Origin of the sequence: Synechococcus sp. BSA11S, from assembly GCF_014224355.1 — a bacterium.
Taxonomy (GTDB): Bacteria; Cyanobacteriota; Cyanobacteriia; order PCC-6307; family Cyanobiaceae; genus Regnicoccus_A.
Window position 1 is genome coordinate 164,864 of the sequence record NZ_VNWP01000006.1, and the last position, 7,663, is coordinate 172,526.

8 protein-coding genes are annotated in these 7,663 nt (G+C 69.5%); 6 read left to right on the plus strand and 2 right to left on the minus strand.

The genetic code is table 11. The features are described 5' to 3' along the window. Window positions 1-28 precede the first annotated feature (28 nt). Window positions 29-685, plus strand: coding sequence for a DUF4178 domain-containing protein (locus tag FPZ61_RS07810; RefSeq protein WP_185465548.1), 657 nt, complete (start codon window positions 29-31; stop codon window positions 683-685). Here the strand turns inward: FPZ61_RS07810 and FPZ61_RS07815 are convergent. Then, window positions 669-2,342 (minus strand): ATP-dependent DNA ligase, encoded by a 1,674-nt coding sequence (locus FPZ61_RS07815; protein WP_185465549.1) that lies wholly within the window; start codon window positions 2,340-2,342, stop codon window positions 669-671. The genes FPZ61_RS07810 and FPZ61_RS07815 overlap by 17 nt on opposite strands. A 120-nt stretch (window positions 2,343-2,462) precedes the next feature. Between FPZ61_RS07815 and FPZ61_RS07820 the strand changes: the two genes are divergently transcribed. The 5 genes from FPZ61_RS07820 to FPZ61_RS07840 all read left to right on the plus strand — a co-directional run bounded on the left by FPZ61_RS07820 (window position 2,463) and on the right by FPZ61_RS07840 (window position 6,919). Continuing rightward, entirely contained in the window at window positions 2,463-3,380 is a 918-nt protein-coding gene (locus FPZ61_RS07820) for a DnaJ C-terminal domain-containing protein (protein WP_185465550.1), read from the plus strand. Further along, the gene (locus FPZ61_RS07825; protein ID WP_185465551.1) at window positions 3,373-3,681 is read left to right on the plus strand and encodes a chaperone modulator CbpM; all 309 of its coding nucleotides are present in this window, start codon (window positions 3,373-3,375) and stop codon (window positions 3,679-3,681) included. Before FPZ61_RS07820 ends, FPZ61_RS07825 begins: the two co-directional genes overlap by 8 nt. 232 nt (window positions 3,682-3,913) lie before the next feature. Beyond that, window positions 3,914-4,690: a methyltransferase domain-containing protein gene (locus tag FPZ61_RS07830; protein ID WP_370593396.1), complete on the plus strand. Its 777-nt coding sequence runs from the start codon at window positions 3,914-3,916 to the stop codon at window positions 4,688-4,690. Next, window positions 4,674-5,846: an NAD(P)/FAD-dependent oxidoreductase gene (locus FPZ61_RS07835; RefSeq protein ID WP_185465552.1), complete on the plus strand. Its 1,173-nt coding sequence runs from the start codon at window positions 4,674-4,676 to the stop codon at window positions 5,844-5,846. The genes FPZ61_RS07830 and FPZ61_RS07835 overlap by 17 nt, the downstream gene beginning before the upstream one ends. An 8-nt stretch (window positions 5,847-5,854) precedes the next feature. Next, window positions 5,855-6,919: a type III polyketide synthase gene (locus FPZ61_RS07840; protein WP_185465553.1), complete on the plus strand. Its 1,065-nt coding sequence runs from the start codon at window positions 5,855-5,857 to the stop codon at window positions 6,917-6,919. A 256-nt stretch (window positions 6,920-7,175) separates the two neighbouring features. Here the strand turns inward: FPZ61_RS07840 and FPZ61_RS07845 are convergent, their stop codons facing one another. Then, window positions 7,176-7,472: a DUF2442 domain-containing protein gene (locus FPZ61_RS07845; RefSeq protein ID WP_185465554.1), complete on the minus strand. Its 297-nt coding sequence runs from the start codon at window positions 7,470-7,472 to the stop codon at window positions 7,176-7,178. Window positions 7,473-7,663: the final 191 nt, after the last annotated feature.

Here is a 7,663-nt window from a genome sequence, read left to right on the forward strand (position 1 = left end):
CGTCTGGCTCCGGGCCGAGGCCGTGCCCATGGGCGTCTGGGTCCTGCTGGTGGTGCTGTTTCTGGCGGCCTGGGCCCTGCGCCAGCTGCAGAAGCGGCGTCGGCGCCCCGCGGCGGCGGCGCCCCAGGAGCGCACCCTCTTCGATCTGCGCACCGGCGACATCGTGCAGGCGGAGTCCCGCGACTGGGTGGTGGAAGACCGCCTGCTCTACGACGAGGAGGGCTTCCAGTGGCTGGAGTACCTGTTGCGCGACGGCGGCGAGGGCCGCTGGTTGTGCGTCTGCGAAGACGACTGGCTGGAGGTGAGCTGGCTGGAGCAGGGCCCCCAGGAGCTGGCCCGGCAGCTGGATCTCCAACCCCTCTCCTTCCCGGGGCAAATCACCTGGGAGGGGGTGACCTACCAGCTCAAGGAGCAGGGCCGCGCCTCGGTGACCTCGAGCTCGCGCACCATGAACCGGCGGCTGAACGGCTGCCGCTACGGCGATTACGAGGGACCCGACGGCCAGGTGCTCTCCCTGGAGCGCTGGGATGGGGGCAGCCCCAGCTCCCGTCCGCCTGCCCCTGGCTCTGAGCCGGAGCGCGCAGAGGCTGAGGTGACGCTCGGTCGCCTGTTGGATCCCGCCTCCCTCGCCCTGCTGCCGGGGGATGGGCGCTCCGTCTACCGGCCCCTCAGTCCGGGGAGTTGATCTCCCCCAAAAGCTGGAGGGCCGTGGCGAGGCTGTCGGCCTCGGCCGCCGGCTTGTCGCGGCGCCAGCGCAGGATGCGGGGGAAGCGCACCGCCAGACCGCTCTTGTGGCGTGAGGAGCGCTGGATGCCCTCGAAGCCGAGGTTGAACACCTGCAGGGGCTCCACCGACCGCACCGGCCCGAAGCGCTCGATGGTGTGGCGGCGGATCCAGCGGTCGAGTTCGTTGATCTCATTGTCATCGAGGCCGGAGTAGGCCTTGGTGAAGGTCACCAGCCGTGGGCTGCCCTCTCCGCCGGCCACGTCGGCGCTGGTGTCCCAGAGGCCGAAGGTGTAATCGGTGTAGAGGTTGGCGCGGCGGCCGCTGCCCGCCTGCGCGTAGAGCAGCACCGCATCGAGTTCCAGCGGCTCGAGCTTGTGCTTCCACCAGTCGCCGCGGCGTCGGCCCACCCGGTAAGGGGACTCCAGCCGTTTGAGCATCAGTCCTTCGGCCCCCACCTGGCGGGCTCTGCCGCGCTGGTGCTCCAGCTCCTCCCAGCGGCCCAGGGGCAACGCCTGTGAGCTTCGCAGGCGCTGCCGCTCGGGGTGATCACCCAGGGTCACGGTGTTGCGCAGCTCCTCGAGCCGCGCCAGGCGCTGCCGCAGCGGTTCGCCGCGCCGGTCTGCATGGTCTGACTCCAGCAGGTCGTAAGCCACGAAAGCCATCGGACACTGACGGCGCAGGCTGGCCCCCACGCTCCTGCGTCCAAGCCGCCGCTGGAGGGCCGCGAAGCCACGGGGGCGTTCCTCGCCGGGTTCCCAGACGATCACTTCCCCATCGAGCACCGTGCCTTCCGGCAGGGCTTCCCCCAGGCTCACCAGCTCGGGGAAGCTCTCGTTCACCAGGTCTTCGCCGCGGCTCCAGAGGAAGCTGGTGCCGGCCCGGCGAATCAGTTGGCCACGGATGCCGTCCCACTTCCACTCCGCCCGCCAGTCGGCCGGATTCCAGCCGGCCAGCTGGGCCGGATCGAGAGGGCTGGCCAGGAAGAAGGGAAACGGGCGGCTCGCCGGCACCGCTGCACCGTCCAGCGCCGGGGCGAGCAGGGCGAGGAAGGCTTCAGCCGTCGTCCCGACGCCTCCCATCAGGCGCTGGGCGATTTCGGCCTCCTCCAGTCCAGCCAGCCGCGCCAGAGCCCGGGTCACCAGCCCCGTGGACACCCCCACCCGCAGGCCACCGGTGAGCAGCTTGTTGAACAGGAATGCCTGCCCCGGCGGCAGGCTGGCCCAGGCATGCAGCACGGCTTCGGCCTGGGCGGCGGGCTCCAGTGCCGCGATCGCCGGCAGCTGCTGGCCCATCCACTCCGCCAGCGGCCGCTCGATCACCTCGGACTCGGGCAGTTTCAGCTGGGGCAGCAGCAGGGCGATCGTCTCGGCACTGTCCCCCACCTGGGCGTGGCAGTCGTCGAACAACCACTCCGGCAGGGCCGAGGCGGCCAGGGCGATCTCCCGCAGCCGCCGGCCCGTGATCAGCCGCTTGCGCCGCTTGCCGAGCAACAGGGTGAGCGCCCAGGCCCCATCAGCGGGATCCACCGCTCGCAGGTAGTTCTCCACCGCCGCCACCCGGGCACGGGTGCCGGGGCTGCGATCCAGCTGCTCGTAGAGAGCGCAGAAGTCGCGCATGGGCGCTGGCTCGAGCGGATCGGCCTTCACCCTGGCAAGCGCCGAGGCCGACTGCTCCTTCCCTGCCACTCGCGGGAGGATGGGGGCCAAGGCCCTGCGGCCACCCGGTGCGACAGCCCGATGAAGTTCAAGGACTACTACGAGAGCCTCGGCATCGAGCGGGGTGCGAGTGAGGAGGAGATCAAGAAGGCCTACCGGCGCCTGGCTCGCCAGTACCACCCCGACATCTCCAAGGAGACGGGCGCCGAGGAGCGTTTCAAGGAGATCAGCGAGGCCTACCAGACCCTCTCGGATCCGGAGAAGCGCCAGGCCTACGACGACCTGGGCCGCCATCGCCCCGGCGAGGAGTTTCGGCCGCCGCCGGACTGGGAGACGCGCTTCTGGCAGGGCCAGGCCCACCAGGAGGTGGACCTCTCCGAGCTGTTCGAGCAGATGGGATTCCGCAGCTCCCAGCGCCGGCGCCAGGCGGGAGGCGTGGACTTCCCGATCCGCGGTCAGGACGTGGAGGCCGTGGCCCGGCTGACGCTCGACGAGGTCGTCCGCGGCAGCCAGGTGACCCTGGAGCGGCCGGGCGGCGGCAGTGTGCGCATCCGGGTACCCCAGGGCGTGACCGATGGCGAGCGCCTGCGCATCCCTGGGCGCGGCGGTCCCGGCAGCGGCGGTGGCCCTGATGGCGATGTGTACCTGCACATCCAGGTGCAGCCTCACCCGCTGTTCCGGCCGGTGGGTCATGACCTCTACCTGGAGCTTCCGGTGACGCCCTGGGAGGCGGCCCTCGGCTCACAGATCGAGTTGCCCACCCTTGACGGCCACGTGCGGGTGACGGTGAAGCCAGGCGCGCAGGCGGGCCAGAAACTGCGGCTGGCCGGCAAGGGGCTGCCGAAGCGGGGCGAGGGAGCCGGCGATCTCTATGCCGTGCTGCAGATCGTGATGCCCACGCAGATCAGCGAGCGTGAACAGGAGCTTTATCGTGAGCTGGCGACGGTGTCCACCTTCAAGCCCCGTTCGCACTACACCGGAGGGGCGACCCATGCCTGACGATCTCCTGATCCCCGTGGACGGCGAGAGTCCGGTGGAATCGGAGGAGCTGCTGGCGGCCTCGGGCCTGGCCCATGAGGAGCTGGTGGAGCTGGTGGAGTTCGGCGTGTTCGAGACCGGGGAGGGCGCCACGGGCTGGAGCTTCCAGGCCCGGGTGGTTCATCAGGCGCGGCGGGCGGTGAAGCTGCGGGACACCTTCGGGCTCAACCCCCCCGGGATGGCCCTGGCTCTCACCTACCTGGAGAAAATCGAGGCCCTGGAGCAGCGGCTGCGGGAATTGGAGTGCCTTCTGCCCCGATGAGGCCTGGACGGCCGTTGCCATGGAGGCTTGCGATCTCACCACCGGATCGCTGACCACCCGGCACCTGGGTGTGCAGAAGGCCATCTTCGATCTGCTCAGCGACTGACCCTCAGCCATCGGGCTGTGGCGCGGCAGGAGCCGTTCGAGGTCCACGACACGGATCCAGAACCCGCCTCCCGTTGGTGGGCTTCATCTCTCTAGGGTCGAGGGAACAACGGGGCTGGGGGAGACCGTGTCACGCTCCTCCTTCGATCTCCAGGCCGCCCTCGCCGTTCCCTTCCCCACCCTGTGGCGCGGGCTGGCCACACGGAAGCTGCGACCCGAAGTGATGGATCAGCCCGGGCTGGAGGCCCAGGCCCATCACGACGCCCTGCGGGGGCTGGCCACGATCAACGGGTTCACCCGCAGCGCCGCCTGTTTCTTTCCTGCCATTCGCCGGCTGGTCCGCGAGTGTCCGGAACGGCCCCTGCGCATCCTCGATGTGGCCTGCGGCGGCGGCGACACGGTGCGGGCCCTCTGCCGCCTGGGCCGGCGCGAGGGCCTCGACCTGGAGGTGCAGGGCTGCGACCTCAGCGCCGACGCCCTGGCACTCGCCACCGCCGCGGCCCGGGCCGAGGGGCTGGAGGCCCGCTTCTTCCAGGCCGATGCGATCGGCGCTCCCCTGCCGGATGGCTACCAGCTGATCACCACCTCCCTGTTTCTGCATCACCTCGGTGAGGCCGACGCCGAGACCCTGCTGCGCGGCATGGCCGCCCAGGCCGAACAGCAGATCCTGGTGCACGATCTGATCCGCAGCCGGCTCGATCTGGCCCTCACCTGGCTGGGTACCCGGCTGCTGAGCCGCTCGCCGATCGTGCACATCGATGGCCCCCTGTCGGTGGGGGGCGCGTTCCGGCTGGAGGAGGTGGAGGCCCTGGCTGCCGCGGCCGGTCTTGAAGGTGCCCGGCTCAGCCAGTTCTGGCCGGAGCGGTTTCTGCTCTCCTGGAGCCGCGATGCCGCCCGCGGCTGACGACCTGGAGCCCCTGGCCCGGCGACCCTGGGATGTGGTGGTGGTGGGGGCCGGCCCGGCCGGTTCCCTGGCGGCCCATGGCTGTGCCAGCCGGGGGCTGCGGGTGCTGCTGGTGGAGCAGCGCCGCTTCCCCCGCTGGAAAGTCTGCGGCGCCTGCCTCAGCCCCCAGGCCCAGGCCGCCCTGGCCGCCGCCGGCCTGGAGCACCTGGTGGAGGAGCAGGGGGGGCTTCCCCTGCGGCAGCTGCAGCTGGGTGTGGCCGGGCGGGTCAGTCCCATCGCCCTGGCCCGGGGCCAGGCCCTCTCCCGGGCCCGCTTCGATCAGGCGCTCCTGGAGGAGGCCGAATCCGCTGGCGTCACCGTGCTGGCGGGCACCCGGGCCGCCCTGGGCGCCAGCGAGGCCGGTGTTCGGGAGGTGGTGCTGCGGCAGGGTGCTGGCCGGCAGAGCGTCCGCGCCCGGGTGGTGCTGATCGCCGCTGGCCTCGCCCACCGCTGCCTGGACGACGAACCCGGCCTCCACACGCAGATCGAATCCGGCAGCCGGGTGGGAGCCGGCTGTGTGCTGCCCGCGGAGGCCGCCGCGGTGCCGCCTGGGGTCCTGCAGATGGCCGTGGGACGTGGGGGCTATCTGGGGCTGGTGCGGGTCGAGAGCGGCGAGATCAACCTGGCCTGCGCCCTGGATCGAGACCAGCTGCGCGCCAGCGGCGGAGCGGGCCCGGCCTGCCAGCAGCTGCTGACGGAAGCCGGCTTCCCGCCGCTGCCGGAGCTGCCGGAGGGCTCCTGGCAGCTCACCCCACCCCTGAGCCGCAGAACGCGCCCGCTGGCGGGCCATCGCCTGTTGCTGCTCGGGGATGCCGCCGGATACGTGGAGCCGTTCACCGGTGAAGGCATGGGCTGGGCTCTCACCTCCGCCCTGGCTGCCCTGCCCCTGGTGAGCCGTGGGCTGGAGCACTGGGATGGGGTGATCGAGGCGGACTGGCGGCGCCGTCATCAGCAGTGGGTGGAGCGCCGGCAGGGCTTCTGCCGCGGGTTGGCGCTGCTGCTGCGCCATCCGTGGGCCACCCGCAGCCTGCACCGGAGCGCGGCGGGGCTGCCCGCTCTGACCAGCTCCTTGATTGAGGTCCTGCAACGCCCCTCCCTGCCCACCCCGATCCACTGACCCTCCCCATGCCCCTGTCCCTGCTCGGCATCGGCACCGCCGTTCCGACGCAACGCATCAGCCAGCGCCAGGCCCTGGCCCTGGCGCCTCAGATGGACACGGCCAGTCCGCGTCAGCAACGCCTGCTGGAGCGGATCTACCAACGCTCCGGGGTGGAGCATCGCCACTGCGTCCCTGTGGCCACCTCTGCCAATCCCTCCACCGCCGAGCGGATGCGGCGCTACCAGCCGGCGGCCCTCGATCTGGCCCTGCGGGCCTCCCGCCTGGCCCTGGCGGATGCCGGCGTGGACGGGATGGCCATCACCCATCTCATCACCGTGTCATGCACGGGCTTCGGCGCGCCAGGTTTTGATCTGGCGCTGATGGCCAGCCTCCCCCTCTCCAGCGGTGTGGCTCGCACCCACGTGGGCTTCATGGGCTGCCATGGGGCGCTCAACGGCCTGCGGGTGGCCCGGGCCTTTGTGGAGGCTGACCCCAGGGCCTGCGTGCTGCTCTGTGCGGTGGAAGTGTGCAGCCTGCACCTGCAGGAAGGCTGGAATCCCGAGCACATCGTGGCCAATGCGCTGTTCGCCGACGGTGCCGGCGCGGTGGTGGCTGTGGGCAGTGAGCCCTCCGCCGTGGGGACGCTGCAGCTGATCGCCTCGAGCTCCACGGTGCTCCCCGACAGCGCGGCGTTGATGGGCTGGATCATCGAAGACCACGGCTTCGCCATGGCCCTATCCACCAAGGTGCCCAGCCTGATCGCCGCCCAGCTGCGCCCCTGGCTCGACCGATGGCTGGAAGACCAGGGGGTGAGGTTGGAGGACATCGGCCAGTGGGCCGTGCACCCGGGCGGGCCGCGCATCCTGGCGGCGGTGCTGGAGAGCGCCGCCCTCGATCCGGCCCGGATCGACGTGTCCACCGCTGTGTTGCGTCAGTTCGGCAACATGTCGTCGGCCACGATCCTGTTCATCCTCGAGCGCCTGCGCGGCAGAGCTTGCGACGGACCATGCCTGGCCCTGGGCTTCGGCCCGGGCCTGACGGTGGAGGCGGCTCTGTTGCAGCGCGGCCATCGGGCCTGCGGGCCCGGCTGACCAGGCATCAGAACCAGCCTCCCGCTTGAATCCTGCACCCTGACCATCAACCTGGATGCGGCCAGAAGCACCAATGCCGGATGATCTGGAGTCCCCCTGATTTCGCAGACAAGTCGATAAGGGTCATGCCATGACCATCAGACTCTCCGTCGATGACCAACTCCACCAGAACCGGGCGCCGGTTGATGGCCCAGATGTGGCCTAACGGTTGCCATCACCTGCTGCAAAGAGAATGGCTTCTGACTGCTCCATGGCATCAGTGAATTTGAGGAGGCGGTTCAGGTGAATGGCATTGTTGGAAAGTGCTCTTCGCCTTAAGAGGAAACTTTTCAGGATTGCGTATCGACTCAAGGGACAAGTCAACGTCCAGATCAGGCCAATAGAGATGATCAGCTGTGGGTCTCAGGACGTTGATCAGTTGCTGAATCGTGGCTGACTTGAACCAAGGAAACTCGGAATACGGAAGTGCCAGTTCCTCATCATCGATAAGCATCCAAATACAATGACTGGAAACGTTGGTGACCTCAGCTTCCAAAGTGGTTGTTCCAGGCATCAATGACCTCCTGCTGGCGTGACTCGACTAACCGTTGAGCATCTTTAATCTTTGAAGAGCTTAGGGAAGCTCTGGACAATACTTCCGCATAGTCAGTCGCGGTCCGCCAATTGTTCGGCTTGGACTATTTCAGCGCAGATCGGGCTGGAATGAGCCTGATCTCACCATGATTGGGGACTGGCCGCTTCCAT

Coding starts and splice junctions, on each gene's coding strand:
- FPZ61_RS07810 (WP_185465548.1), top strand. CDS start 29: ATGGGCGTCTGGGTCCTGCTGGTGGTGCTGTTTCTGGCGGCCTGGGCC.
- FPZ61_RS07815 (WP_185465549.1), bottom strand. CDS start 2,342: ATGCGCGACTTCTGCGCTCTCTACGAGCAGCTGGATCGCAGCCCCGGC.
- FPZ61_RS07820 (WP_185465550.1), top strand. CDS start 2,463: ATGAAGTTCAAGGACTACTACGAGAGCCTCGGCATCGAGCGGGGTGCG.
- FPZ61_RS07825 (WP_185465551.1), top strand. CDS start 3,373: ATGCCTGACGATCTCCTGATCCCCGTGGACGGCGAGAGTCCGGTGGAA.
- FPZ61_RS07835 (WP_185465552.1), top strand. CDS start 4,674: ATGCCGCCCGCGGCTGACGACCTGGAGCCCCTGGCCCGGCGACCCTGG.
- FPZ61_RS07840 (WP_185465553.1), top strand. CDS start 5,855: ATGCCCCTGTCCCTGCTCGGCATCGGCACCGCCGTTCCGACGCAACGC.
- FPZ61_RS07845 (WP_185465554.1), bottom strand. CDS start 7,472: ATGCCTGGAACAACCACTTTGGAAGCTGAGGTCACCAACGTTTCCAGT.